Annotated in this window: 20 protein-coding genes, 1 tRNA gene and 1 pseudogene; 14 read left to right on the top strand and 8 right to left on the bottom strand. The window is 72.8% G+C overall.

Annotated features, from left to right (window positions below):
• Nucleotides 1–83: 83 nt before the first annotated feature.
• Entirely contained in the window at nucleotides 84–1,799 is a 1,716-nt protein-coding gene (metG, locus tag ACFWBN_RS07345; protein ID WP_385171976.1) for a methionine--tRNA ligase, read from the bottom strand.
• Between the two features lie 366 nt (nucleotides 1,800–2,165).
• On the opposite strand from metG, the gene ACFWBN_RS07350 reads away from it, so the two are divergent.
• On the top strand, nucleotides 2,166–2,804 hold the full coding sequence (locus tag ACFWBN_RS07350; protein WP_385171979.1) for a sigma-70 family RNA polymerase sigma factor: 639 nt from the start codon (nucleotides 2,166–2,168) through the stop codon (nucleotides 2,802–2,804).
• An 833-nt stretch (nucleotides 2,805–3,637) separates the two neighbouring features.
• Nucleotides 3,638–4,357, top strand: a pseudogene (locus tag ACFWBN_RS07355) (IclR family transcriptional regulator C-terminal domain-containing protein); the annotation flags it as partial.
• Between the two features lie 422 nt (nucleotides 4,358–4,779).
• Here the strand turns inward: ACFWBN_RS07355 and ACFWBN_RS07360 are convergent.
• Both ACFWBN_RS07360 and ACFWBN_RS07365 read right to left on the bottom strand, forming a co-directional pair.
• Nucleotides 4,780–4,864, bottom strand: a tRNA-Leu gene (locus ACFWBN_RS07360).
• A gap of 203 nt (nucleotides 4,865–5,067) precedes the next feature.
• A complete protein-coding gene (locus tag ACFWBN_RS07365) occupies nucleotides 5,068–6,009 on the bottom strand; it encodes a beta-ketoacyl-ACP synthase III (protein ID WP_385171982.1) in 942 nt (313 codons plus the stop codon).
• Nucleotides 6,010–6,209: 200 nt separating this feature from the next.
• On the opposite strand from ACFWBN_RS07365, the gene fdhD reads away from it, so the two are divergent.
• Nucleotides 6,210–7,037 carry a formate dehydrogenase accessory sulfurtransferase FdhD gene (fdhD, locus tag ACFWBN_RS07370; RefSeq protein ID WP_385171984.1) on the top strand — a complete coding sequence of 276 codons (828 nt, stop codon included), beginning with the start codon at nucleotides 6,210–6,212 and terminating at the stop codon, nucleotides 7,035–7,037.
• Nucleotides 7,038–7,051: 14 nt separating this feature from the next.
• Here the strand turns inward: fdhD and ACFWBN_RS07375 are convergent, their stop codons facing one another.
• Together ACFWBN_RS07375 and ACFWBN_RS07380 are read right to left on the bottom strand one after the other, a co-directional pair.
• Nucleotides 7,052–7,486, bottom strand: coding sequence for a (2Fe-2S) ferredoxin domain-containing protein (locus ACFWBN_RS07375; RefSeq protein ID WP_385171987.1), 435 nt, complete (start codon nucleotides 7,484–7,486; stop codon nucleotides 7,052–7,054).
• 9 nt (nucleotides 7,487–7,495) lie between these two features.
• A complete protein-coding gene (locus ACFWBN_RS07380) occupies nucleotides 7,496–8,548 on the bottom strand; it encodes a bile acid:sodium symporter family protein (protein WP_385171990.1) in 1,053 nt (350 codons plus the stop codon).
• Nucleotides 8,549–8,698: 150 nt separating this feature from the next.
• Here ACFWBN_RS07380 and ACFWBN_RS07385 point away from each other — a divergent pair, with 150 nt between their 5' ends.
• From ACFWBN_RS07385 to ACFWBN_RS07415, 7 genes are all read left to right on the top strand, one after another.
• Nucleotides 8,699–9,550, top strand: coding sequence for a LysR substrate-binding domain-containing protein (locus tag ACFWBN_RS07385; RefSeq protein ID WP_385171993.1), 852 nt, complete (start codon nucleotides 8,699–8,701; stop codon nucleotides 9,548–9,550).
• A 336-nt stretch (nucleotides 9,551–9,886) separates the two neighbouring features.
• A complete protein-coding gene (locus ACFWBN_RS07390; protein WP_385171995.1) occupies nucleotides 9,887–11,710 on the top strand; it encodes an AMP-dependent synthetase/ligase in 1,824 nt (607 codons plus the stop codon).
• Between the two features lie 115 nt (nucleotides 11,711–11,825).
• Nucleotides 11,826–13,088 carry an ABC transporter substrate-binding protein gene (locus ACFWBN_RS07395; RefSeq protein ID WP_385171998.1) on the top strand — a complete coding sequence of 421 codons (1,263 nt, stop codon included), beginning with the start codon at nucleotides 11,826–11,828 and terminating at the stop codon, nucleotides 13,086–13,088.
• A gap of 15 nt (nucleotides 13,089–13,103) precedes the next feature.
• A complete protein-coding gene (locus ACFWBN_RS07400) occupies nucleotides 13,104–15,866 on the top strand; it encodes an ATP-binding cassette domain-containing protein (protein WP_385172000.1) in 2,763 nt (920 codons plus the stop codon).
• On the top strand, nucleotides 15,863–16,639 hold the full coding sequence (locus tag ACFWBN_RS07405; RefSeq protein WP_385172003.1) for an ABC transporter ATP-binding protein: 777 nt from the start codon (nucleotides 15,863–15,865) through the stop codon (nucleotides 16,637–16,639). The genes ACFWBN_RS07400 and ACFWBN_RS07405 overlap by 4 nt, the downstream gene beginning before the upstream one ends.
• Nucleotides 16,640–16,821: 182 nt before the next feature.
• Nucleotides 16,822–17,670 carry an aldo/keto reductase gene (locus ACFWBN_RS07410; RefSeq protein ID WP_385172006.1) on the top strand — a complete coding sequence of 283 codons (849 nt, stop codon included), beginning with the start codon at nucleotides 16,822–16,824 and terminating at the stop codon, nucleotides 17,668–17,670.
• A 31-nt stretch (nucleotides 17,671–17,701) separates the two neighbouring features.
• Nucleotides 17,702–18,127, top strand: a complete 426-nt coding sequence (locus ACFWBN_RS07415; RefSeq protein ID WP_385172008.1) for an RICIN domain-containing protein — start codon at nucleotides 17,702–17,704, stop codon at nucleotides 18,125–18,127.
• Here ACFWBN_RS07415 and ACFWBN_RS07420 read toward each other — a convergent pair.
• Entirely contained in the window at nucleotides 18,124–18,915 is a 792-nt protein-coding gene (locus ACFWBN_RS07420) for a class I SAM-dependent methyltransferase (protein WP_385172395.1), read from the bottom strand. The two genes, ACFWBN_RS07415 and ACFWBN_RS07420, sit on opposite strands and share 4 nt — an antisense overlap.
• Before the next feature lie 29 nt (nucleotides 18,916–18,944).
• Nucleotides 18,945–19,250, bottom strand: a complete 306-nt coding sequence (locus ACFWBN_RS07425) for a 4a-hydroxytetrahydrobiopterin dehydratase (protein WP_385172011.1) — start codon at nucleotides 19,248–19,250, stop codon at nucleotides 18,945–18,947.
• Between the two features lie 180 nt (nucleotides 19,251–19,430).
• Here ACFWBN_RS07425 and ACFWBN_RS07430 point away from each other — a divergent pair, with 180 nt between their 5' ends.
• Both ACFWBN_RS07430 and ACFWBN_RS07435 read left to right on the top strand, forming a co-directional pair.
• Nucleotides 19,431–21,254, top strand: a complete 1,824-nt coding sequence (locus tag ACFWBN_RS07430) for an FAD-dependent oxidoreductase (RefSeq protein WP_385172014.1) — start codon at nucleotides 19,431–19,433, stop codon at nucleotides 21,252–21,254.
• A 24-nt stretch (nucleotides 21,255–21,278) separates the two neighbouring features.
• Entirely contained in the window at nucleotides 21,279–22,073 is a 795-nt protein-coding gene (locus ACFWBN_RS07435; protein WP_385172016.1) for a helix-turn-helix domain-containing protein, read from the top strand.
• Here the strand turns inward: ACFWBN_RS07435 and ACFWBN_RS07440 are convergent.
• Nucleotides 22,059–22,475, bottom strand: coding sequence for a hypothetical protein (locus tag ACFWBN_RS07440; RefSeq protein WP_385172019.1), 417 nt, complete (start codon nucleotides 22,473–22,475; stop codon nucleotides 22,059–22,061). The two genes, ACFWBN_RS07435 and ACFWBN_RS07440, sit on opposite strands and share 15 nt — an antisense overlap.
• A gap of 294 nt (nucleotides 22,476–22,769) precedes the next feature.
• On the opposite strand from ACFWBN_RS07440, the gene ACFWBN_RS07445 reads away from it, so the two are divergent.
• A complete protein-coding gene (locus tag ACFWBN_RS07445; RefSeq protein ID WP_385172022.1) occupies nucleotides 22,770–23,768 on the top strand; it encodes a hypothetical protein in 999 nt (332 codons plus the stop codon).
• Entirely contained in the window at nucleotides 23,765–24,352 is a 588-nt protein-coding gene (locus ACFWBN_RS07450) for a toxin-antitoxin system, toxin component (protein WP_385172024.1), read from the top strand. The genes ACFWBN_RS07445 and ACFWBN_RS07450 overlap by 4 nt, the downstream gene beginning before the upstream one ends.
• Nucleotides 24,353–24,417: the final 65 nt, after the last annotated feature.

Raw genomic sequence — 24,417 nt, forward strand, 5'->3', positions numbered from 1 at the left:
GCCACCGCCACCACCACCGCGGGTACGCGTGAGGGGCGCGACCCCGAAAGGTCGCGCCCCTCACGCGTTGGTCACTCGAAGGCTCAGGCCTCCGGCGAACCGCCGAAACGCTCGCGGTAGGACTCCAGGTCCTCCTCGGTGACCCGCGCGAAGAGCACCGGCGGCACGGTGAACGGGGTACCGGCCGGGACCGCGTCCAGGGACCTGGCCTGCTCCGGGGTGATCCACGTCGTCGTGTCGTCGGCGAGCTCGAACGACGAGCGCATGGCGCGCGCCGAGGCCGGGATGAACGGCTCGGAGACCACCGAGTAGAGGTGGATGAGGTTCATCGCGGTGCGCAGGGTGAGCGCCGCGCCCTCCAGGTCGGTCTTGACCTCCAGCCAGGGGGCCTTCTCGTCCAGGTAGGAGTTGCCGGCCGACCACAGGGCGCGCAGCGCGGCCGCGGCCTTGCGGTACTGGAGGGCGTCCATGTGGCCCTCGTACTCGGCGAGGAGCTCGGCGATCTGCTCGCCCAGCTTGGCCTCGACCTCGCCGGCGGGGCTGCCGGCGGGGACCTCGTCGCCGAACTTCTTGCGGGAGAAGGTCAGTACGCGGTTGACGAAGTTGCCGAGGGTGCCGCCGAGGTCCTTGTTGACCGTGGTGGTGAAGTGCTCCCACGTGAAGGACGAGTCGTCGGACTCGGGCGCGTTGGCGATGAGGAAGTAGCGCCAGAAGTCGGCCGGGAGGATCTCCAGCGCCTGGTCGGTGAAGACGCCGCGCTTCTGCGAGGTGGAGAACTTGCCGCCGTAGTACGTCAGCCAGTTGAAGGCCTTGACGTAGTCGACCTTCTTCCACGGCTCGCGGGTGGCCAGCTCGGTGGCGGGGAACATCACCGTGTGGAACGGGACGTTGTCCTTGGCCATGAATTGCGTGTAGCGGACGTCCTCGGCCTCGTACCACCACGACTTGTAGTCGCGGTTCGCCGGGTCCAGGTCCGACCACTCCTTGGTGGACCCGATGTACTCGATCGGGGCGTCGAACCAGACGTAGAAGACCTTGCCCTCGGCGGCGAGCTCCGGCCAGGTGTCGGCCGGGACCGGGACGCCCCAGTCGAGGTCGCGGGTGATGGCGCGGTCGTGCAGGCCCTCGGTGAGCCACTTGCGGGCGATGGAGGACGCCAGCTGCGGCCACTCCTCCTCGTGCTCGGCGACCCAGGCCTCGACCTCGTGCTGGAGCTTGGACTGCAGGAGGAAGAGGTGCTTGGTCTCGCGGACCTCCAGCTCGGTGGAGCCGGAGATGGCCGAGCGGGGCTCGATCAGGTCCGTGGGGTCCAGGACGCGGGTGCAGTTCTCGCACTGGTCGCCGCGGGCCTTGTCGTAGCCGCAGTGCGGACAGGTGCCCTCGACGTAGCGGTCCGGCAGGAAGCGGCCGTCGACCGGCGAGTAGACCTGCCGGATCGCGCGCTCCTCGATGAAGCCGTTCTCCTGGAGCCCCCGCGCGAAGTGCTGCGTGATCTCGCGGTTCTGCGCGGAGGAGCTGCGGCCGAAGTAGTCGAAGGACAGCTCGAAGCCGTCGTAGACCGCCTTCTGGGCGTCGTGGGCCTGCGCGCAGAACTCGGCGACCGAGATACCGGCCTCCTTGGCGGCGAGTTCGGCGGGGGTGCCGTGCTCGTCGGTGGCGCAGATGTACAGGACGTCGTGGCCGCGCTGGCGGAGGTACCGGGAGTACACATCCGCCGGAAGCATCGACCCGACCATGTTGCCCAGGTGCTTGATCCCGTTGATGTACGGAAGCGCGCTGGTGATCAGGTGTCGAGCCATCCTCGGATGCTCCATTTCTCATGTGCGGTGCAACGTGGCGTGACGGATTGTGAACGCGGTTCATCGTATCGAACCGCCGAAAGGCCCCGCGCCGCATTTGTTCATGGGTGGACATAACGCAAAAGCGAGGGCAGTGACCTCTCCGTCACGGCCCTCGCGATGGGGCTCATGCTACAGGCGGACGGTGGCCCTCGGCGCCGCCGGGACCTGGGGGCATATGCATACGTGCCCGCTGAAGCCCGGCCCGATCAAGATCGATCACGGGCCGATCATCAGCGACCGTTATCCCTCCAGCTTTCTTCTCTGCGCCCTCCGGGTGCGCCCGCGCTGATTTGCTGTTCAGGGCACAGGGGATGAGGTGGAACGGTGAGCGATGGCGGACCGGAGGAGTCCGGTGGGGCCGTGGGACTGCCGAGCCGACGCCGGCGGCCGACGCCCATGAGCCAGTGGGATCCGACGGCGCGCCTGTCGTACTGGGCCTTCCACGCCAATCGGCGGCCCGCGTACATGCGCTTCGCGTATCTGCAGCTGGGCTCCGACGCGGCGGCCGAGGAGGCGGTGGACGCCACCTTCGACTCGATCATGGGCGAGTGGCTCAAGATGCTGCACATGGACCGGCTGGACGCCTACGCGTGGACCGTGCTCAAGCACTCCATCATCGACCGGCAGCACCGGCGCCACCCCTGGCAGCAGCACCCCGAGCCGATGGACATCAGCGCGTTCGAGGCCGCGCTCAAGGAGGCGCACGCCGACCAGTACGAGGTGCTGACCGACACCATCCGCTTCTACTCCGCCGTCTCCCGGCTCGCCGAGCGGCAGCGCGACGCCGTGCTCCTGCGGTACGGGCTCCAGTGCACCCCCGGTGAGGCCGCCGCCGTGATGGGCGTCGACGAGGCCACGGTCCGCTCGTACCTCGGCCAGGCCCACCGGCGGCTGGCCCGCCTGCTCGACACGTCCGCGCCATCCCCCGAATCAGCCGAATCAGCGGAATCAGCCGAATCATGAGGCCCTACGAACGGCGCCAGCCGACGGACGGCGACGAAACCCCCCGCTCCCTGGCCGAGTTCCTCGCCCGGGCGGGCGTCCGCGACCGCTACCGCCACTACGACCTCGGCGCGGCCGAGGCCCGGCTGCTGCGCGCGACCCCGCACACCCCGGTCCCCGGACACCGCGCCCGGCGCCGGTCCGCCTACGGCTGGAGCGACCCCGTACGGGACTGCCCGCTCGATGCCGAACGGGCCCGCCGCGACCTCAAGGCCGCCTGCCTGGCCGCCGTGTGCGCGCCGAAGGCCGAGGCCCAGCTCACCGCCTTCCTCGCCAGCGCGCACACGGACCTGGCCGGCGCGGTCGTCTTCGGCTGTCTGCTCCACCTGGCCGGGCTGCGCGAAGGCGCCCGCTTCTGGTGGCAGTTCGCCGCCGGCTCCGGGCGGTCGCGGACCGCCCCGGCCGCCTACTGCCTCTTCCTCGACCACTCCCGGCGCGGTGAGCACCACGACGCGCGGCTCTGGGCGCGCGAGCTGGGCCGCCGCGGGTTCCGGCCGAGCGGCAGGAGGGACCTGCGGGACGTGCGGCTGTGCGCGCAGGCGACCGTCCTGCGCTACGTCGACCAGCTGGACGATCCCGATCTGGGCCCGGTGCCGCTGCCGAGGCCCGGATTGCCCAGGGTGCTGGCCGCCTTCCGGCCGCCGCCGGCGGCCACCGTGACCGTCACGGCCACCGCTGAGGCAGCGGCCTCCACACCCCCGCCCCCGCCCCGGCCGGCGACCGGACCGCTGCGCCACCCCGCACTGACGGCGGCGGCCCGCGAGACCGTCGTCCAGGCCGGGACCGGCGAGGCCATGGCGGAGGCCCGCCGCGCGCTGGCCGTCGTACGGGTCCTGGAGCAGCACCCCCTCGGGGTGCGCGCGCCCCGGCTCGCGCGGAAGGCGGGCCTGACCGAGGCGGAGCTCGGGCCGCTGCTGTCGATGCTGTGCGAGGAGGAGTACGCGTACCGCGCGGGCGCGGGGGTCTACGCGCGCGGGCCGGCCCTGGACCGGCTCGCGGCCCCCGGCGGCCACGGCCTGGCGGGCCAGCTCCAGCGCACCCTGGCCCTGGCCCGGGACAGCGCGGGCGCCGCGGTGTACCTGAGCCGGTACGCCGAGGGGGAGGTCCGGATCACGCAGATGGCGGACGGGCCCGCGGCCCCGCCGGTGCAGGAGTGGGTGGACTTCCGGGCGGCCGCGCACGCCAGCGCGGTCGGCAAGTGCCTGCTGACCCAGCTGGACCACGACCGCCGCGCCGACCACGTGGCCCGGTACCGGCCGGCCCGGCTCACGCCGCAGACCATCACCGACAGCCGGGCCCTGTTCACCGCCCTGGACGCGGTCGCCCCCGGCGCGCCCGTCTTCGACCTGCTGGAGTACTCCCCCGGGGTCGTCTGCTCGGCGGTCCCCATCGCGACCGGTGACGCCGCCGGCAGCCTCGCGCTGTCCCTGCCCGCCACCCATGCCCACCGCCTGCGCTCGGCCACCGAGGCCCTGCGCCGCAAGGCCGTCCCGGTGCTCCTCGCGCTGCTCCTGACGGGCGCGATCCCCCCGGACGCCCCGCCCGCCCCGGACCCGGACTCCGCCGCCTCCCCGTCCCCGGACCCGCAGTCCTCCGAACCCCCGTCCCCGCAGTCCCGGCAGACCCGGGGCCCGGTCACCCCGGAGACCCTCCGCCACCTCCGGCGCCTCTTCCGCACCCCGCTGACGGGCACCACGCCCTCCCCCGGCGGCCCCCACCTGGTCAGCGACACCACCGCGGCGGCGGCCTACCTCTTCGACGCCGCCCCGGACACCGGCCCCCCGCGCCTCTCCCTCCCCCACACCTTCACCGAGGTCACCCCGGGCACCCTGACCACCCCGGGCGGCCTGGTCGTCCTGCACACGTGAGGGAGCGGACCGGAAGAGCGGACCGGAAAAACAGAAGAACCCCACACGATGTGTGGGGTTCTTGCTTGTGTCCGAGGGGGGACTTGAACCCCCACGCCCGATAAAGGGCACTAGCACCTCAAGCTAGCGCGTCTGCCATTCCGCCACCCGGACTAGGTGGTCGGCCCCGGTTTCCCGCGGCGACATGGACAACAATAGCAAAGGATCGGCGGGGCTCCGACCACATATCCGAGCGGCAGCCGTCCGCCACGCCGTGCTGACCTGCACGCATGCACCGACGGCCGTATCGGGCCGCATCGAGACGGGGCGTCTCGCCGAGGTCGGGGCAGACCCCGGAACCGGGGCCCCGGCCCGGATCACGGGCAGCGGATGACCTGGCCCGCGTAGGAGAGGTTGCCGCCGAAGCCGAAGAGCAGGACGGGGGCGCCGGAGGGGATCTCGCCGCGCTGCACCAGCTTGGAGAGGGCCATCGGGATGCTGGCGGCCGAGGTGTTGCCGGAGTCGACGACGTCGCGGGCGACGACGGCGTTGACGGCGCCGATCTTGGCGGCGAGCGGCTCGATGATCCGCAGGTTCGCCTGGTGGAGGACGACCGCGGCCAGCTCCTCCGGGCGCACGCCGGCCTTCTCGCAGACCTTGCGGGCGAGCGGCGGGAGCTGGCTGGTGGTCCAGCGGTAGACGGACTGGCCCTCCTGCGCGAAGACCGGCGGCGAGCCCTCGATCCGGACGGCGTTGCCCATGGACGGGACCGAACCCCACAGCACCGGGCCGATGCCCGGCTCCTCGCAGGCCTCGACGACCGCGGCGCCCGCGCCGTCTCCGGTGAGGACGCAGGTGGTGCGGTCGGTCCAGTCGGTGATCTCGGTCATCTTGTCGGCGCCGATGACCAGGGCGCGGGTGGCGGAGCCGGCCCGGATGGCGTGGTCGGCGGTCGCGAGGGCGTGCGTGAAGCCGGAGCAGACGACGTTGATGTCCATCACGGCGGGCCCGCCGCCCATGCCCAGCTTGGCGGCGACGCGGGCCGCCATGTTGGGCGAGCGGTCGATCGCGGTGGAGGTGGCGACCAGGACGAGGTCGATGTCGTCCGGGGTCAGGCCGGCGCCGGCCAGGGCCTTGCCCGCCGCCTGGAAGGCCAGCTCGTCGACCGGTTCGTCCGGACCGGCCATGTGGCGGGTCTTGATGCCGACCCGGGAGCGGATCCACTCGTCGGTGGTGTCGACCATGGCCGCGAGGTCCTCGTTGGTGAGCACTTTCGCGGGCTGGTAGTGCCCTAGCGCCACCACGCGTGAACCGGTCATGGGCGGGATTCCCCTCGTAAGAAGTCAGGATCACCCAGCTTTGCCTGCTACCGGTGGGTACGGGTGCGCGTGATCCGACAGGATTCGGGCCCCGGAATTTGGAGATTCCCGAGGATCCACCTGTCGGGGCGGGCCACGAAGCGGAACCGGGACAATGGGCTTGTCACAGGAACGAGCACCGAAGGGGTGGGCTGATCACCATGGGACGGGTCACCGAACGCCGTCGCGTCGTCCGGATCCGGAACGGCACGGCCGGGGTCCGTCCGGACACGCTGGTGGCCGAGGAGCCGCTGGAGATCCGGCTGAACGGCAAGCCGCTGGCCATCACGATGCGCACGCCGGGGGACGATTTCGCCCTGGCGGTGGGCTTCCTGGTGAGCGAGGGCGTGCTGGGGCGTACCGAGGACGTCCAGGCCGTGACCTACTGCGAGGGCGCGACGCAGGACGGCTCCAATACCTACAACGTGGTCAACGTACAGCTGGCCGCCGGAGTGCCCGTTCCGGACATCACGCTGGAGCGGAACGTCTACACCACCTCCTCCTGCGGCCTGTGCGGCAAGGCCAGCCTGGACGCGGTCCGTACGGCGACCCGTTTCCCGGGGATCGCCGCCGATCTCGTACGCGTCCCCGCGGATCTCCTCGGCGAGCTCCCGGACCGGCTGCGCGCGGCCCAGAAGGTCTTCGACCGTACGGGCGGGCTGCACGCGGCCGGGCTGTTCACGGCGGAGGGCGAGCTGGTCGACCTGCGCGAGGACGTGGGCCGGCACAACGCGGTGGACAAGATCGTCGGCCGCGCCCTCCAGGCCGGCCGCCTCCCGCTGACCGGCTCGGTCCTGCTGGTATCCGGCCGGGCCTCCTTCGAACTCGCCCAGAAGGCCGTGATGGCGGGCATCCCGATCCTGGCGGCCGTCTCGGCACCGTCCTCGCTCGCGGTGGACCTGGCGCTGGAGTCGGGCCTGACCCTGGTCGGCTTCCTCCGCGGTCCGAACATGAACATCTACGCGGGCGAGGAACGGATCGGCTACTGACCCCGGCGCGCCTTCTAGCGCTTGGACCGGCGGCCTCGGCGGGTGGAGGCCGGGGGCTCCTTGGGGGCCGGCGGGTCGATGCGGTGGAGGTCGAGGGTGGGCGGGATCGGGGTGGAGCCGGGGCCTCCGGCCTCCGCCCAGGCGATGATCTCGTCGGTCGCCGTGTCGTCCAGGGCCCAGCCGAACCAGGCCGCGCGGGCGCCGCGGCGGCGGGCCTCGCTGGTGGGCTGGACCACGATGACGTTGGCCTGGGCGCAGGGCCCGAGGCAGTCGCTCGTACGGACGGCCAGGCGGCCGCCGGAGGCCGCGGCGGCCTCGCGGAGGCGGGCGAGTTGCCCGGCGTGGTCGGAGCCGGGGTTCTTGCGGGGGTCGCCGCAGCAGCAGCCGCGGCAGACCACCAGGGTGCAGGGGCGTTCGGCGTGGGCGGCGAGCGGGCGTATCCAGGTCACCGCCGCACGTTACCGGGCCTGGGGAGTGGGGTGTTGGACCGGGCGGGAGACCTCCGCCACACGGTCGGCGGCGGGTTCGCCGGACTCGATCGGCTCGCCCTGGGCGGCGCGGCGGCGGGCGAGGACCGCACAGACCATCAGCTGCATCTGGTGGAAGAGCATCAGCGGCAGCACGGCGAGGCTCGCCTGGGCGCCGAACAGGACGCTGGCCATGGGGAGTCCGGCGGCGAGGCTCTTCTTCGACCCGGCGAACTGGATGGCGATGCGGTCGGCGCGGTCGAAGCCGAGCCGCCCGGCCCCGTACCAGGTGACCAGGAGCATCACGGCGAGGAGTACGCCCTCCACCAGCATCAGCGCGCCGAGGCGCGGGACGCTGACCTGGTGCCAGATGCCGGCGGCCATGCCCGCGCTGAAGGCGGCGTAGACGACGAGCAGGATCGAGCCGCGGTCGACGTAGCCGAGGACCTTCTTGTGACGGACGAGGAAGCCGCCGACCCAGCGGCGCAGGGCCTGTCCGAGGAGGAAGGGCAGGAGCAGCTGGAGGACGATCTTGACGAGGGAGTCCAGGGAGAAGCCGCCCGCGCTGCCGCCGATCAGGCCCGCGGCGAGGAGCGGGGTGAGGACGATGCCGGCCAGGCTGGAGAAGGAGCCGGCGCAGATCGCGGCGGGGACGTTGCCGCGGGCGATCGAGGTGAAGGCGATGGAGGACTGGACGGTCGAGGGGACCAGGCAGAGGAAGAGCAGGCCGCTGTAGAGGGGCTGTGTCAGGAGGCTGGGGACGAGGCCGCGGGCGGCGAGGCCGAGGAGGGGGAAGAGCAGGAAGGTGCAGGCGAGCACGGTGAGGTGCAGCCGCCAGTGGCGCAGGCCGTCGAGGGCCTCGCGGGTGGAGAGCCGGGCGCCGTAGAGGAAGAAGAGCAGGGCCACGGCCGCGGTGGACGCGCCGTCGGCGACGGTGGCGGCCGGGCCCCGGGCAGGGAGCAGGGCGGCGAGGCCGACGGTGCCGAGCAGGGCCAGGATGTACGGGTCCAGGGGCAGCCAGGCGGGGAGGTGCGGGCGGCGCATGTGCGGGGGGCTCACTTGCTGTCGGGGGTGTGCGGTCGGGGCGGGTATCCCCTTCGTCTTCATCGTCGGGGGTGGGGTGGTGATCGGGAAACCTGTACACCGCACTCACTGTCATCACGGATCGCGATGAGCGCGGCTAGCATGGGCGGTATGTACGAACCTGTCCAGCTGCGTACGTTCCTCACGGTGGCCCAGACGCTGAGCTTCACCCAGGCCGCGGGACGGCTCGGCGTCCGGCAGTCCACGGTCAGCCAGCACGTGCGGCGGCTGGAGGAGGCGACGGGGCGGCCGCTGTTCGTCCGCGACACGCACAGCGTGGAGCTGACGGAGGACGGCGAGGCGCTGCTGGGCTTCGCGCGGACGATCCTGGAGGCGCACGAGCGGGCGGCGGCCTTCTTCGCGGGGACGCGGCTGCGGGGGCGACTGCGGTTCGGGGCCTCGGAGGACTTCGTGCTGACGCGGCTGCCGGAGATCCTGGAGGGCTTCCGGCACGAGCATCCCGAGGTGGACCTGGAGCTGTCGGTGGAGCTGTCGGGGACGCTGCACGAGCGGCTGGACGCGGGGCGGCTCGACCTGGTGCTGGCGAAGCGGAGGGGTCCGGAGGACGAGCGGGGGCGGCTGGTCTGGCGGGACCGGATGGTGTGGATCGGGGCGGAGGGGCTGCGGGTGGACCCGGATCGGCCGGTTCCGCTGATCGTCTTCCCGCCGCCGGGGATCACGCGGGCGCGGGCGCTGGAGGTGCTGGAGCGGGAGGGGCGTGCGTGGCGGATCGCGTGCACGAGCGGGAGCCTGAGCGGGCTGATCGCGGCGGCGCGGGCCGGCCTGGGCGTCATGGCACACACGCGCGGCCTGATCCCGCCGGGCTTGGTGCGGGTGGGAGGGCTCCCGGAGCTGGGCCCTGTGGAGTTCGCCCTCCTCCAGGGCCGCCGGCCGACGGCTGCCGCCGAGGCTTTGGCCGCCGCCGTTCTCGCCGGGGGCGACCGCCTCAGCCGGCCGGCCTGACCGGCCGGGCCGCGGATGGGGGCCACCGCTGCGCGGGGCCTTCTCCCCCACCCCGCCCCTTCCCGAAACTGGGGCTCCGCCCCCAGACCCCCATACGTGCGCTTCGCGCCCGTGCCCTCAAACGCCGGGCGGGCTGGATTTCCAGCCCCGCCGGCGTTTGAGGCGCGGGGGTACGGGGGCGGCGCCCCCAGTTTCGGGAAGGGGCGGGGTGGGGAGGGCCCCGCGCAGCGGCACAACCGCGTCGCTGGGGAGGTCTTGTGGAGGTATCCGCAGAGTGATCAACCTCCGCCAGACTGGGCGGTACGTTCGCCGCGGCGCGCGGAGAGGAGCGGGGCCTTGCGCGAGATCACCGTCCCACCCGTCGTCACGGGCCTGCCCGTCGGCGGGCTGGCCGATGTCGTATTCCGGCACGCCCAGGAGGATCCCGGCCGGGTGGTGCTCGGCCGGAAGACCGGCGGGGTCTGGCGGGACGTGACCTCCGGGCAGCTGGCCGCCGAGGTGCTCGCGCTCGCCAAGGGGCTGCTCGCCCAGGGGGTCCGGTTCGGGGACCGGGTCGCCGTCATGTCCCGTACCCGGTACGAATGGACCCTCTTCGACTTCGCCCTGTGGGCGATCGGCGCCCAGCCCGTCCCCGTCTATCCGACCTCCTCCGCCGACCAGGTGCACTGGATCCTGTACGACTCCGAGTGCACGGCCTGCGTCGTCGAGAACGAGGACCAGGCCATGACGGTGGGCTCGGTCATCGACCGGCTCCCCCACCTGCGCCTGCTGTGGCAGCTCGACGCCGGCGCCGTGGAGGGGCTCGTCACCGACGGGCAGGGCGTCGCCGAGGACGTCGTGCACCGGCACCGCGGCGCCGTGACCCCCGATGCGACCGCCACCGTCATCTACACCTCCGGGACCACCGGCCGCCCCAAGGGCTGCGTGCTCACCCACGCCAATTTCATGTTCGAGGCCGACACCATGGTGAGCCGCTGGGAGTCGGTCTTCCAGGCCGGCCCCGGCGAGCAGCCCTCGACCCTGCTCTTCCTGCCGCTGGCCCACGTGTTCGGGCGGATGGTGGAGGTGGCCGCCGTCCGGGCGCGGGTCAAGCTCGGGCACCAACCCGTACTGGCGGCGGCCGAGTTGCTGCCGGACCTCGCCGCGTTCCGGCCGACCTTCGTGCTCGGGGTCCCGTACGTCTTCGAGAAGGTCTTCGCCGCCGCCCGCCGCAAGGCCGAGGCCGAGGGGCGTACGGGACCCTTCGACCGGGCGGTGGAGGCGGCCGTCCGGTACGCGGAGGCGCGCGAGCAGAAGGCCTTCGGCATCGGGCCGGGCCCCTCGGCCGGGCTGCGGATGGAGCACCAGATCTTCGAGAAGCTCGTCTACGGGAAGGTCCGCGAGGCCATGGGCGGCAGGGTGCGGCACGCCATGTCGGGCGGGTCCGCGATGTCGCGCCGCCTCGGGCTGTTCTTCGACGGCGCCGGGATCACCATCTTCGAGGGGTACGGCCTGACGGAGTCGTGCGCGGCGGCCACCGCGAACCCGCCGGGGGCGACGAAGTACGGCACGGTCGGCCGGCCGATCCCGGGCGGCACGGTGCACATCGCGGAGGACGGGGAGGTCTGGCTGCACGGCGGCCACATCTTCTCGGGATACCTCAACGACCCGCGCGGCACGGAGGCGGTGCTGCGCGGCGGCTGGCTGGCGACCGGGGACCTGGGGCGGCTGGACGAGGACGGCTACCTCACCATCACCGGGCGCAAGAAGGAGATCCTGGTGACCTCCAACGGCAAGAGCGTCGCGCCGACCGCGCTGGAGGAGCGGGTGCGCTCGCATCCGCTGGTGTCGCAGTGCGTACTGGTGGGCAACGACCGGCCGTACATAGCGGCCCTGCTCACCCTGGACATGGACGGGGTCGCGCATTGGCTGTCGATGCGCGGCCGCCCGCAGCTCAAGGCGGCCGATCTGGTGCACGACCCGGACCTGACGGCGGAGGTCCGGCGGGCGGTGGTGGCCGCCAACACCCTGGTCTCGCAGGCGGAGGCGATCCGTACCTTCCGGGTGCTCGGCGAGCAGTTCACGGAGGAGCGGGGGCTGCTGACGCCCTCCCTGAAGCTCAAGCGCCGGGCGATCGAGAAGGTGTACGCGAGGGAGGTCGCGGCCCTCTACGAGTCGTGAGAGCGGTCCCGGCAGCAGGTACCTGACGGATCGTCACTTCACTGCGCCGTTGATATTGACGATCCGTCAGGTCACGCACAGAATGCGGGGATTCCGACCGGAGGGGATCCCCGACATGTTGCGACCGATCCGCACCCTGGCCGCCGCGGCGGCGGCCCTCGCGCTCGTCTCCGCCTGCAACTCCGCCTCCAACCAGAGCGACCCCGGAAAGCCCGGCCCGGCCGGCGACTCCCGTGGGGTGACCGCCGACTCCATCAAGGTCGGCGGGATCGTCTCCATGACGAGCGCCAGCGGCTACAGCAAGAAGGACACCGATCTCGGCGCCAAGGCCCGGTACCTCAGAGCCAACGCCGAGGGGGGCATCCACGGTCGCAAGATCGACTACCTCGGCGCGGAGGACGACGGCCAGGACCCCGGGAAGAACATGGCGGCCGCCCGCAAACTCGTCCAGCAGGACAAGGTCTTCGCGGTCTCCCCCATGAGCTCGGTGACCTTCTCGGGCGCCGACTTCCTGGAGCAGGAGAAGGTCCCCACCTTCGGCTGGGGCACCCTGCCCTCCTTCTGCGGGCCCAAGTACATCTACGGCTTCAACGGCTGTCTGGTCCCCACCCCCGGCGGCACCCTCAACCAGACCTGGCCCGAGGGCATCGGCAAGGTCCTCGGCGGGGCCCAGGGCAAGTCCGTCGCGATCATCGCGAACGACAGCGACGCCGGGAAGTTCGGCATCCGCACCTTCCAGCAGGGCTTCGCCAGCGCCGGGTTCACGGTCTCCTACGCCAAGGCCTCCGTGCCCGGCACCGCCGTGCCGAGCGACTGGTCCGCGTACGTGAAGGACATCCTGGAGAGCAACGGCGGCAAGGCGCCGGACGCCGTCGTCTCCGTCATGCAGACCCCCAACAACATCGGGCTGTTCACCGCTCTCAAGCGCAGCGGATACAAGGGACTGCTCTCCGACCCGACCGACTACGACCCCGGACTGCTCGCCAAGGACGCCACCAAGCAGGCGCTCGACGGGGTGCACGTACTGCTGCAGTTCCAGCCCTTCGAGTCGGCGGATCCGAAGATGGCGCAGTTCAAGGCCGACATCAAGGCGGCCGCGGGCGGCCAGGACGTCCCGCTGAACATGCACATGTTGACCGGGTACATGTCCGCCGACCTGTTCGTGTCCATCGCGCAGAAGGCGGGCAAGGACCTGACCGTCGAGTCCTTCCAGGCAGCCGCGCAGAGCTTCTCCGACACCGGCACGCTCGTCGGTGACCGGGCGGAGCCCAAGGGGCAGAAGGACAGCTTCGGCTGCGGGGCGCTCGTACAGCTGAAGAACGGCGCGTACGAGGTCTCCGTCCCGTTCAAGTGCTACGAGCCCATCCCCTTCAAGTAGGGGTGGGGTGACGGGATGGGGGATCTGCTCGTCTTCGTACTGAGCGGTCTGGTCTCCGGCGCACTGTACGCACTGCTCGCCACCGGGCTGGTGCTGTCGTACTCGGCGTCCGGGCTGTTCAACTTCGCGCACGGGGCCACCGCCTACCTGTGCGCGCTCACCTTCTACGAACTGCACTCGGGCCTGGGCTGGCCGGCCGTCCCGGCGGCCCTGCTGGTGGTGCTCGTACTGGCCCCCGGACTCGGCTGGGGGCTGGACCGGCTGATGTTCCGGCGGCTCGCCAAGGTCGGCGAGACCGCGCAGATCGTGGCGACCATCGGGCTGCTGGTGGCGCTGCCCGCCGCCGGGCTGTGGGCGGTGGAGCTGCTGGTGGACGCGGGCGCACCGCTCAAGCCCGCGGAGAACCAGTTCGGGCTGCCGGGGGTGGGGCCGAGCCCGGCCCGGTCCTGGCAGCTCGCCGAGGGCGTCGGCATCGACTCCGACCAGCTGATCACGTGGGTGGTGACGGCGGTGGTGGCGGTGGCCCTATGGGTGCTGATGCGGCACACGCGGCTCGGGCTGCAGCTGCGGGCCGCCGTCGACAACCGCTCGCTCACCGAGCTGCGCGGGATCAGCGCGGACCGGCTGTCCTCGGTGGCGTGGATGATCGCTTCGGGGCTGGCCGGGCTGGCGGGTGTGCTCGCGACCCCGCTGCTGGGCCTGTCGGCGCACGACTTCACCCTCTTCCTGTTCGTCTCGGCGACGGCGGCGGTCATCGGACGGTTCGCGTCCGTGCCGCTCGCCTTCGCGGGCGGACTGGGGCTCGGGGTGCTGCAGAACCTGGTCGCCGGCTACGCGTCCTTCGCCGAAGGCATCACGGGCTTCCGTACGGCGGTGCCGTTCCTGATCCTGTTCGGGGGCCTGCTCGTGCTGACGCGCCGGGTCCGGACGGCGGGGGTCGCGGCCGTGGACATCCCGCCGGTGGACCATCTGGCCGGGGCACCGTGGGCGCGGCGGTGGGGGGTGTGGGCGGCGGGCGGGGTGGTGCTGTGCGTCGCCTTCTACACCGTGACGACCCCCTTCTGGAGCGGGCTGCTGGCGCAGGGCCTGGCCATCTCGCTGGTGTTCATGTCCTTCACGGTGGTGACGGGGCTGGGGGCGATGGTGTCGCTGGCCCAGGGCACCTTCGTGACGGGGGCCGCGCTGGTGGCCGGGCTGCTGATGAGCCGGGGCTGGCCGTTCGTGGCGGCGCTGGCGGTCGGGACGTGCGTGGCCGCCCTGCTGGGGGCGCTGGTCGCGCTGCCGGCGCTGCGGCTGGGCGGCCGGTCCCTGGCGCTGGCCACGCTGGCGCTGGCGTTCCTGGCCGACCAGGTGCTGTTCCAGCTGCGCCGGCTGCGGAACGGGGACGCCGGATGGTCGATCCCGCGGCCGGTGTTCGGGCCGGTGGACCTGTCCGACGACCGGGCGCTGGGGGTGGCGCTGGTCGTCCTGGCCGCGGTGTGCGCCGCCGGGCTGAGCGCGCTGCGGAACTCCCCGTCGGGGCGGGCGATGCTGGCCGTGCGGTCGGCGCCGGCGGCGGCGATGGCGTCGGGGGTGTCGGTCCTGCGGACGAAGCTGCTGCTGTTCACGCTGTCGGCCGGGCTGGCCGGGTTCGGGGGCGTGATGTACGCCTCGTACAACACCCGGATCACGGCGACGGACTTCACGGCGATGACGGGGTTGGTGTGGCTGGCGGTCGTGGTGGCGGCGGGGGTTCGCAGGCCGCAGTATGCGGTGGTGGCGGGGCTGGTGTTTGCCGTTGCCCCTCGGGTGCTGGCGGACTATGTGACATCGTCTGCGCACCTGCCGGTGATCCTGTTCGGCTTGGCGGGGTTGGCCTTGGCCAATGATCCGGACGGGTATTGCGCCGCGATCCCGGTGCGGTGGGCGAAGCGGCGGGCGGCGGGCCCTGCGGGGCTTTCCCCCACCCCGCCCCTTCCCGAAACTGGGGCTCCGCCCCAGACCCCGTACGTGCGCTCCGCGCCCGTGCCCTCAAACGCCGGGCGGGCTGAAATTGCCGTGCAGCGGCATTCCTCAGCCTCGCAGGCGTTCGGGCCCGATCCCGCACGGCCGGCCCTGGAGCTGCGCGGCATAACGGCCGGGTACGACGGGGGGCTCGTGCTCCACGGGGTCGATCTCGCCGTCCGGCGGGGGGAGATCCTCGCCGTGCTCGGACCCAACGGCGCCGGCAAGAGCACCGCGTGCCGGGTCGCCGCCGGGCTGCTGCCCGTCACCGGCGGGGAGGTACGGATACGCGGGCGCGACGCCACCCGGGACGGGCCCGTGCGCCGGTCCCGGGCCGGGGTGCTGCTCGCCCCCGAAGGGCGCGGCATCTTCCCGGCGCTCACCATCGAGGAGAACCTGGCGCTCTACCTCCGGGAGCCCGACGCCCGGGCCGCCGTCTACGACCGGTTCCCCCGACTCGGGGAGCGGCGCGGGGTGGCCGCCGGGGCGCTGTCCGGCGGGGAGCAGCAGATGCTGGCGCTGGCCCCGCTGCTCCAGCGGCCACCGGAGGTGCTGATCGCCGACGAGCCCTCGCTCGGGCTCGCCCCGCGCGTGGTGGAGGAGGTGTACGCGCTGCTCACCGAACTCCGCGACGCCGGGACCGCGCTGCTGCTGGTGGAGGAGAAGGCGGCGGAGATCCTCGGCATCGCCGACACCGTCGCGTACCTCTCCCAGGGCCGGGTCTCCTGGTGTGGCCCGCGGGCCGAGGTGGAGGCGGACCGGCTCACCGAGGCCTATCTGGGGATGGCGACATGAGCGGCAGCGGGTACGTACTGGAGGCGAGCGGCGTCAGCGTCCGGTTCGGCGGTGTGCGGGCGCTGGCCGGGGTGGACCTCGGGATCCGGGCGGGTGAGGTGTGCGGGCTGATCGGGCCGAACGGGGCCGGGAAGACCACGCTGTTCGACGTCCTGTCCGGGATCCGGCGTCCCGACCGGGGGCGGATGCTGCTGGACGGCGCGGACATCACCCGCCGCTCCCCCGTCTGGCGGGCCCGGCACGGGATGCGCCGGACCTTTCAGCGCCAGCAGCTGTTCGGCCAGCTGAGCGTGGCCGACAACGTGCTGGTGGCGCAGGAGTGGCGGGGCGGCGGAGGCGGGCTCGCCGCCGATCTGCTGGCCTTCCCGGCGCGCCGGGCCCGGGAGCGGGCGCGCCGGGAGCGCGGTGAGCAGGTGCTGGCCGACTGCGGGATCGGCGCGCTGGGGCCTGCGTACGCGGGCGGGCTGCCGGTCGGTCAGGGCCGGATGGTGGAACTGGCCCGCGCGGTGGCCGATCCGCCGCGGGTGCTGCTGCTGGACGAACCGGCGTCCGGCATGTCGGCGCCGGAGCGCGGGCAGCTCGCCGCGGTGGTCCGGAGGCTGGCAGAGGAGGAGGGCTGCGCGGTGCTGCTGGTGGAGCACAACGTGGCCTTCGTGATGGACCTCTGCACGCGGGTGGTCGTCCTGGACCTCGGAACGGTGCTCGCCGAGGGCACCGCCGCGGAGGTGCGGGCGAACCCGCTGGTGCGGGAGGCGTATCTCGGGACCACCTGAGGGACGTGGACGGACGGCGTGCGGGGGGGCGCGGACGGGGCGCGGACGGGGCGCGTACGGGTCGCGTCGGGTCGCGTACGAATCGGCCGGCGATCGCGGGAGGATGCGGGGAATACCTCGTACGGGGGGCCGGTTGTGCCCCCTCGTACGTGCCCCACCACGATCCGAGGGAACGACCAGACGTGAACCAGGTCCCCACCGTCACGCTCAACAACGGCACGCACATGCCCCGGCTCGGCTACGGCGTCTGGCAGGTTCCGGACGCGGAGGCCGAGCGGGCCGTGGAGACCGCGCTGGAGGCGGGCTACCGCAGCATCGACACCGCGTCCGTGTACGGCAACGAGGACGGCACCGGCAAGGGCATCGCCGCCTCCGGGATCGCGCGCGAGGAGCTGTTCGTCACCACCAAGCTGTGGAACGGGCCTGCGCGGAAGTGGAGCCGGGACGCGGTGCTGCGCGCCTTCGACGACTCGCTCGCGAGGCTGGGCCTCGACCACCTCGACCTGTACCTGATCCACTGGCCGCGCCCGATGCGCGACGACTTCCTCTCCATCTGGAAGACCTTCGAGGAGATCGCCGCGAGCGGCCGCGCCAAGGCGGTCGGCGTGTCGAACTTCCGTCCGGCGGACCTGGACCGGCTCGCCGCCGAGAGCCCGCTGGTCCCGGCCGTCAACCAGATCGAGCTGCACCCGCTGTTCCCGCAGGCCGAGCTGCGCGCCCTGCACGCCGAGCGCGGGATCGCCACCGAGGCCTGGTCCCCGCTGGGCCAGGGCAAGGGGCTGCTGGCGCTCCCGGAGGTGGCCGCGATCGCCGCCCGGCACGGCCGCAGCGCCGCGCAGGTGGTGCTGCGCTGGCACCTGCAGCTGGGGAACATCGCGATCCCCAAGTCCGTGACCCCGGCACGCATCAGGGAGAATCTCGACGTGTTCGGCTTCGAGCTGGACGCCGCCGACATGGCCGTCCTGGACGCCCTGGGCGCGGGCGGGGCGGCCCGCCGGATCGGGCCGGACCCGGCCGTCTTCGACATCTGAACCCCATGAATCACATGAATCCGAGGAGCGCGTGAACCTTCCCGACGGCATCTACCGGATCCGCAACGTGGACAGCGGGCTGGTGCTCCAGCTGGAGGGCGCCTCCCGGGTGCGGGTGGGCCCCGACGGGCCGCCCGCGCCGGTGGCGGCCCGCCGCTGGCGGATCTCGCCGGTGCACAGCGGCGGCGGGATCTTCCATGTGGTGAGCGAGGACAACGGCCGGCGCCTGGACGTCGCGAACGCCTCGCTGGACAGCGGCGCCCGGGTGCAGGTGTGGCGGGCCAACGCCTTCGGCGCGCAGGAGTGGCTCGTGGCGGAGCACATGGAGGATCCGGGGGTGGTCTCGCTGGTCGCGTGCATCAGCGACCTGCTGCTGGAGACCGACGCGCAGGGCCGGGCCCGGCAGGGCGAGGACACCGACTCGCCCTCCCAGTGGTGGCGGCTGGAACCGGTCTAACGCGCCGCGACCCGGTGAGCCTTGCCCGTCGGCGCACCGGCTGGGGCCGGGCCCTGGATCCGTACGAAGGCGCGCAGTCGGTACGTCGGCTCCGCGCGCGGGACGTCCTGGTCGGGCAGCAGCTCCAGCCGGGCCGCCAGCTCCGCCGCGGTGATGCCGCGCGGGATGATCCGCGAGGCGTACTGCCCCGCGAGCAGGGCCCGGGCGGCGCCGTGCGGGCTGCGGCCCTGGCCGTGGCCCGTGAAGCGGGCCTCGCCGGCCGGGCGCAGGCCGGCCCGGGCCGCGTGGGCCTCGACCTCCCCGGAGGCGTCCGAGGGGGTCGGGGTCAGGTGCGCGGCGAATAGGGCGTCGATGTCGCTGCCGACGTCGTGGGCGGAGTCCTTGTCCACGGTGGTGACGAAGACCCCGCCGGGCCGCAGCACCCGCCCGGCCTCGGCGATCACCGCGGGCACCAGGCCCGGTTCGCGCAGCAGGTGCAGCAGCCACACCGCGCTGACCGCGTCGAGCGAGCCCGACCGCACCGGCAGCCGGGCCGCGTCCGCGAGGGCCACGGGGACGCCGCGCCGCAGGGCCATGGAGGCCATGCCGCGCGAGGCGTCCGCGCCCAGGACGCGCAGTCCGGGGCGGGCCAGCCGGGTGGTGACGATGCCCGTGCCGCAGCCGAGGTCGAGCAGGGTGCCCGTGTGGGGCGGGAGCAGGCCGAGGACCGCCGCGGCGGCGGCCTCGGCGCGCGGGGTGCCGCCGCGGCCGGCGTCGTAGGACTCGGCCTCCGCGTCGTAGTCGAGCAGGGGTTTTTGATGCGGTATGTGGGTGGTCATCAGCTCGCGCCGTGGGCAGGGGCGAGCGATTCGACCCGTTCGGCGAGGGCGAAGTCCTTCTCGGTGACCACGCCTCCGGCGTCGTGGCTGTTCACCGACAGCAGGACCGTGTTGTAGCCGAGCGTCAGGTCGGAGTGGTGGTTCAACTCCTGCTGGACGGAGGCGATGTGGGCGACCAGGGCGCTCGCCGCGAAGTGCGTGCCCAGCCGGTAGGTACGGAAGATCCGGTCGTTCTCGAAGGCCCAGCCGGGGAGTTCCCGCAACCGGTCCTCGATCTCCTTCTGCGACAACGGCTCACTCGGCATGGACCGGCTCCTTTTCCCGTGACGTGGAGTCAAGGTTCGCACAGTGCGCGCCGGAGCGAGCCTTTCGCGCCATAGTGCGCCCGGGTGCTTGTCCAGCCTTCCGTGCCCGCCCCACCCCCCTTATGCTCCTGCGCCGGACGTGACTGTTACCAGCGGTAACCAGGAACCAGGGGGTACGGAATGACACGCACCGGAGCGGCGGGCACCGGCAGTTCCCGGCGTACGTTCATCGCGGGCGCGGGCGCGGCGGCCACCGCGGGGGCGCTGACGGCCACCGGAGCGGTCGCCCCCGCGGCCGCCGCGGCGACCGCCGCGGGCACCCCGGCCGGCGCGGCCCCGGCGGGCGGCCGCCGTGTCGCGGTCCTCGGCGGCGGGGTGGCCGGCCTGACCGCGGCCCACGAACTCGCCGAGCGCGGCTACGCCGTCACCGTGTACGAGCGCCGGGCGCTCGGCGGCAAGGCCCGCAGCATGGACGTACCCGGCAGCGCGCGCGGCGGCCGCCGTCCGCTGCCCGCCGAGCACGGGTTCCGCTTCATCCCCGGCATCTACCACAACCTCCCCGACACCATGCGGCGCATCCCGTTCCCCGGGAACACGAACGGCGTGTGGGACAACCTCGTCGCCCCGCGCGAGATGATGTTCGCCCGGGCGGCCGGCCGCGAGGACCTGCGCGCGCCCATCCCCTGGCCCGACCACTCCCCCGCCGAGCTGACGCCGGACGAGCTGCGCCGCGCCCTCACCGGGATCCTCCAGTCGCTGGTCCGGCTCCCGCTCCACGAGACGGCGTACTTCGTCGACCGGGCGCTCGTCTTCCTGACCAGCTGCGACGAGCGGCGCAACGAGGTCTGGGAGCGGACCCCGTGGTGGGAGTTCACCCGGGCGGCGCAGATGTCGAGCGAGTACCAGCGGATCCTGGCCATCGGCGTCACCCGCAACATCGTGGCGACCAAGGCCGAGGAGGCCTCCACCCGTACGGTCGGCACCCTCGGCGAGGCCTTCGTCTTCAACCTGCTGGGCCGCGGCGCGGACGGCCCGCCGGACCGGATCCTCAACCTGCCGACCAACGAGGCGTGGATCGACCCGTGGGAGGCCCATCTGCGCTCGCTCGGCGTGGAGTTCAGGATCGGCTGGACGGTACGGGAGGTGCAGTACGGCAACGGCCGGGTGAGCGGGGTCGTCGTCCTGGACCCGGCCGGCGCCCGGCAGACGGTCACCGCCGACCACTACGTCTCGGCGCTGCCGGTGGAGCACGCCCGCCGCACCTGGAGCGCGGGGCTGCGGGCCGCCGACCCGATGCTGGGGCGCTGCGACAAGCTGGAGACCGACTGGATGACCGGGATCCAGTTCTACCTCACCGAGCGGGCCCCGCTGGTCCACGGTCACCTCAACTGCATCGACTCGCCCTGGTCGTTGACGGCGATCCAGCAGGCCGAGCACTGGCCGTCGCGGAACTTCCCCGCCGACTACGGGGACGGCTCGGCCGTCGACTGCCTGTCGGTGGACATCTCGGAGTGGGACAAGCCCGGGATCCTGTACGGGAAGACGGCCAAGCAGTGCACCCGCGAGGAGGTGGCGCGGGAGGTGTGGGCGCAGCTGAAGGCCTCCCTCAACGACACGGGGAAGACCCTGCTGAGCGACTCGGCCCTGCATTCCTGGTTCCTGGACCCCGGCGTGGACGGGCTCGGCACCCCCAACCCCACCAACCAGGACGAGCTGCTGATCCACCCGACCGGCACCTTCCACAACCGGCCGAGCGCGGGCACCCGCATCCCCAACTTCTTCCTCAGCGGGGACTACGTGGCGGTCGACATCGACCTGGCGACGATGGAGGGGGCCAACGCCTCCGCCCGGGCGGCCGTCAACTCCCTGCTCGACCGGGACGGTTCGCCGGCCGCCCGGTGCACGATCCGGCCGCTCTACCGGGCGCCGGAGGTCGAGTCCGCGAAGCGGCACGACCTGTGGCGCTACCGTCTCGGCCTGCGGAACGTGTTCGACCTGGGATGACCCGTTTCGACTAACGTCGTGCGCATGACGACCGCCGGCCCGACCGTGGGCTCCCTGCTCCGCACCTGGCGGGAGCGGCGCGGCATCAGCCAGCTGGAGCTGGCGGGCCGCGCCGATTCCTCTTCCCGGCACATCAGCTTCATCGAGACGGGCCGGTCCCGGCCGAGCGAGGAGATGGTGCTGAAGCTCGCCGAACACCTCGACGTGCCGGTGCGGGAGCGGAACTCGCTGCTGCTGTCGGCCGGTTACGCTCCCCGGTTCGCGCACACCCCCCTCGACGACCCGTCGATGGGAACGCTGCGCGAAGGCCTGGAGCGGCTGCTGTCGGGCTACGAGCCGTACCCGGCACTCGTCGTGGACGCGACCTACAACGTGATCGCCGCGAACCGGGGCATCCTGATGCTGCTGGACGGTCTGCCCGGGCACCTGCTGGTCCCGCCGCTCAACGCGATGCGGATCACCCTGCACCCGGAGGGCCTGGCCCCCAGGATCCTCAACATCGCCGAGTGGCGGGGGCACTTGCTCTCGCAGATGCAGCGGCAGATCGCGCTGGCCCGGTCCGAGCCGCTGCGCGCGCTGTACGAGGAGGTGTCCGCGTATCCGGTTCCCGAGCGCCCGGGAGACGGCGAACCGGGCGAGCCCGTTCCGTACTTCGCGCTGCCGCTGGTGATCGAACACGACGGGCACGCGCTGTCCTTCGTGTCGTCCATCTCCACCTTCAACACGCCGATGGACGTGACCGTCGCCGAGCTGGCCATCGAAACGCTGCTCCCGGCCGACCCGGCGACGGTGAAGTACCTCCGCTCACTGGACGGCTGAGCGCAGCGCGAGCTGCTGCGCCACGGCGAAGCCGGCGACGGTGAGGGCCTGCGCCGGGATCCACACGGTCCCGGCGACGGTCGGCGAGAACCAGGCGAAGAGGGAGACCAGGCTCAGCGCGGCCCAGGCGTAGTTGGTCTCGACGACCGCCTTCACCGCGAAGGCGGGCGGCCGGCGCCGGGAGGCGAGCAGGCCGACTCCCGCCCCGTACACGGCGAGCAGGACGCCGAGCGCCGCCAGCAGCCCCTCCCCGACCCCCAGCAAGCGGCCGAGCGGGGCGGAGAAGGCCACGTAGGCGAGGCCGTTGGAGCCGGTCACGACGGCGTCGAGGGCGAGGAAGCGGCGCAGCACGGTCTGCGGCTCCGTGGTGCGGGCGAGGGTGCCGAGCAGGGTTGCGGACATGGGTGATCAGCCTCCGTCGAGTTCGAACGCACTGGTGGGGTACGGGTCCCGAGGCCGAGTGCGCGGTCTCGGGGCCCGATGGCTCCACTGTGCCGTCCGCCCTCGGCCCGGTCGATTACCTCCCAGGTCATGCCGGCCGGCGCGCCCGCCCGGTGCGGTCGGCGCCATGCCAACCTTTTTTGAGCTGGACGGCAGGAAAGGTGGGGGTTCCCCTGTTCCGGCGAGGGGCGGGGAGCTAGGCTTCACGCAGCCCGAATCACTCGAACGCCCTGTCGACTTACGGAGAATCAGCCGGTGCGAGCCGACGCCCGACCCGACCTCGCCGCGCTCTGGCGTCGCGTCGGGGAGCTGTCGGAGCGGTGCGGCCGGGATCCGGCCGAGGTGCTGTCCGTGGACCGGCTGAGCCACCTGTCCGGGGTCGAACCCGACCGCGTCCACCGGGTGGTCGCGGGCACGGCCGCCGAGGTTCCGCTGGAACGGCGCGTGCACCAGCGCTTCCTGCGGCTGCGCGCCACCCGCCGCGACAAGCACGGCCGGGAGTGGCCCCTCGCCGCCATCGCCGACGACTTCGACGCGCCCGGCGCCTCCCTCGGCCCCCTCAACGCGGGCACCGGGCTGCCCCGGCTCGGCCACGCGGCGGGCGTGCAGCGCTTCTTCGGGGTCCACGCCGGCTTCCTGCTGGCCGACTCCAAGAGCGCGGTGGAACGGGCCCTCGCCCTGTCGGCGGCGACCGGCACCGGCGCCACCGCCCCGGACGGGCCGGACGGCCTGGAGCACCTCTCGTACCGCACCGGCATGACCCCGAAGGCCATCCGGCTCACCCTCGACGGCAGACCGCCCCGACTGCCCCTGAAGGAACAGGTGCACCAGCGGTTCGAGCACCTGCGCCGCACCCGGCTGCGGGAGGACGGGCAGCCCCACTCCCTGGCGGCCATCGCCAAGTCCTTCGACGCGTCCGGGCAGTCGCTGACCCGGCTCGCCCAGGGCGAAGGACTGCCCAACCTCGCGGCGGCCGCCGGGATCCAGCGCTTCTACGGGGTCGAGGGCGGCTTCCTGCTGGCCGACGACACCGAGGCGCTCGCCACCGCGCTCACCGGGATCGAGTACGAACTGGAGTCCGCCGAGCGGGAGGAGGAGAATCCGATGCTGGCCGTCCTGCGGGCGCACGACGTCCGCAGCATCGTCACGCGGGCCGGCAGGCTCTCCCCGCGGGGATGGAAGTCGCTCGCCGACCACCTGGACGACCTGCTGGCACGGGAAGGCCAGCTCGGCCGCGAGGGAGAAGCACCATGAGGACCACACGGGCGATGCGCAGGCTCGCCGACGACCTGCTGGCGGACGCGCGCCTGACGCCGCCCGCCGAAGTCGCCTCGATCATCGGCAGTCTCTGCGCGGCGTACGGCCGCCGGCGCGGCGGCGACCGGAAGGTCGATTTCCACTTCGCCTCCTTCCCTGCCGACACGGCCAGCGGGCTGTGGCTGGAGCTGGACGAGCACGATCTGCTCGTCATCGAGGAGCGCACCCGCCCCGAGCACCAGCTCGTCATCGCCTGCCACGAGTTGTGGCACGTGGACGAGGGCACCTGCATCAGCCTCGACCACGGGTACGGCATGGCGGTGGCCGCGCGGCTGACCGCCTGCCACGGCGACCTCGCCGGGCTGCTGCGCTCGGACACCGGGCTGAGCACCGTGATCCGCCAGGCCGCCGCCCGCGCCGACCACGAGGATCCGGCGGAGATCAGGGCCGAGATCTTCGGCCTGCACCTAGGCAAACTCCTCAAGCCGTACCTGCCGCGACCCAGGGCAGAGCAGTTCCCCGAGGCGATCGAGCGCATCAACACCTCGCTCGGCTGGGGGCGTCCCGCGTCACCCCGGTGACCGCCGCCCAGCCGACCGCCGCACCCTTCGCGCCGATGCCTCCGCACGGCCCCGACAGAGAGCAC

It is taken from the genome of Streptomyces sp. NPDC059989 (genome assembly GCF_042736975.1).
Classification (GTDB): Bacteria; Actinomycetota; Actinomycetes; order Streptomycetales; family Streptomycetaceae; genus Streptomyces.

What these genes read in the sequence shown, in the direction of transcription:
- ACFWBN_RS07405 (WP_385172003.1), top strand. Translation starts at nt 15,863, where the DNA reads ATGAGCGGCAGCGGGTACGTACTGGAGGCGAGCGGCGTCAGCGTCCGG.
- ACFWBN_RS07385 (WP_385171993.1), top strand. Translation starts at nt 8,699, where the DNA reads ATGTACGAACCTGTCCAGCTGCGTACGTTCCTCACGGTGGCCCAGACG.
- ACFWBN_RS07430 (WP_385172014.1), top strand. Translation starts at nt 19,431, where the DNA reads ATGACACGCACCGGAGCGGCGGGCACCGGCAGTTCCCGGCGTACGTTC.
- ACFWBN_RS07450 (WP_385172024.1), top strand. Translation starts at nt 23,765, where the DNA reads ATGAGGACCACACGGGCGATGCGCAGGCTCGCCGACGACCTGCTGGCG.
- ACFWBN_RS07380 (WP_385171990.1), bottom strand. Translation starts at nt 8,548, where the DNA reads ATGCGCCGCCCGCACCTCCCCGCCTGGCTGCCCCTGGACCCGTACATC.
- ACFWBN_RS07365 (WP_385171982.1), bottom strand. Translation starts at nt 6,009, where the DNA reads ATGACCGGTTCACGCGTGGTGGCGCTAGGGCACTACCAGCCCGCGAAA.
- ACFWBN_RS07425 (WP_385172011.1), bottom strand. Translation starts at nt 19,250, where the DNA reads ATGCCGAGTGAGCCGTTGTCGCAGAAGGAGATCGAGGACCGGTTGCGG.
- ACFWBN_RS07400 (WP_385172000.1), top strand. Translation starts at nt 13,104, where the DNA reads ATGGGGGATCTGCTCGTCTTCGTACTGAGCGGTCTGGTCTCCGGCGCA.
- fdhD (WP_385171984.1), top strand. Translation starts at nt 6,210, where the DNA reads ATGGGACGGGTCACCGAACGCCGTCGCGTCGTCCGGATCCGGAACGGC.
- ACFWBN_RS07395 (WP_385171998.1), top strand. Translation starts at nt 11,826, where the DNA reads ATGTTGCGACCGATCCGCACCCTGGCCGCCGCGGCGGCGGCCCTCGCG.
- metG (WP_385171976.1), bottom strand. Translation starts at nt 1,799, where the DNA reads ATGGCTCGACACCTGATCACCAGCGCGCTTCCGTACATCAACGGGATC.
- ACFWBN_RS07435 (WP_385172016.1), top strand. Translation starts at nt 21,279, where the DNA reads ATGACGACCGCCGGCCCGACCGTGGGCTCCCTGCTCCGCACCTGGCGG.
- ACFWBN_RS07440 (WP_385172019.1), bottom strand. Translation starts at nt 22,475, where the DNA reads ATGTCCGCAACCCTGCTCGGCACCCTCGCCCGCACCACGGAGCCGCAG.